Origin of the sequence: Streptomyces glaucescens (genome assembly GCF_002154375.1) — a bacterium.
Taxonomy (GTDB): domain Bacteria; phylum Actinomycetota; class Actinomycetes; order Streptomycetales; family Streptomycetaceae; genus Streptomyces; species Streptomyces glaucescens.
Window position 1 is genome coordinate 1 of sequence record NZ_MUND01001087.1, and the last position, 543, is coordinate 543.

Annotated in this window: 1 protein-coding gene; it reads left to right on the top strand. The window is 76.6% G+C overall.

Features of this window, described 5'->3' with window-relative positions; all coding sequences use genetic code 11:
• The coding region (locus CCN42_RS40785) for a FecCD family ABC transporter permease (protein ID WP_143662277.1) at window positions 1-543 on the top strand (543 nt) is incomplete at both ends.

Below are 543 nucleotides of genomic sequence, written 5' to 3' on the forward strand. Positions count from 1 at the left end.
CCGCCGGTGATCTCGCCGCGTACACCGTCGTCTGGGAGCTCCGGCTGCCCCGGGTGGTGCTCGCCGCCGTGGTCGGCGCCGGACTGGCCACCGTGGGGGTCGCCGTGCAGGCGATGGTGCGCAACGCGCTCGCGGACCCGTTCGTGCTGGGCATCTCGTCCGGGGCGGCCGTCGGCGCCAACGCGGTGATCCTGCTGGGGGCGTTCGCCGGGCTCGGGGTGTGGGCACTGTCCGTGTCCGCGTTCGTCTCCGCGCTCGCCGCGACGGCGGTGGTGTACGCGGTCGCCCGGTCCGCCGCGCACGGACTGACCCCGCTCAGGCTGATCCTCACCGGTACGGCGCTGGCGTACGGCTTCGAGGCGCTGACCACCGTGATGGTGTTCGGCGCGGCTCGCGGCGAGGCGGCCCGGTCGGCGCTGATGTGGCTGCTGGGCAGCCTGGGCGGGGCCACCTGGGCGCGGGTGCCGGTCGCGGCGGTGACCGTGGCCGCCGGCTGGGTGTGGCTGCGGGCGCGGGCGGAGCCGCTGAACGCGCTGGCCATGG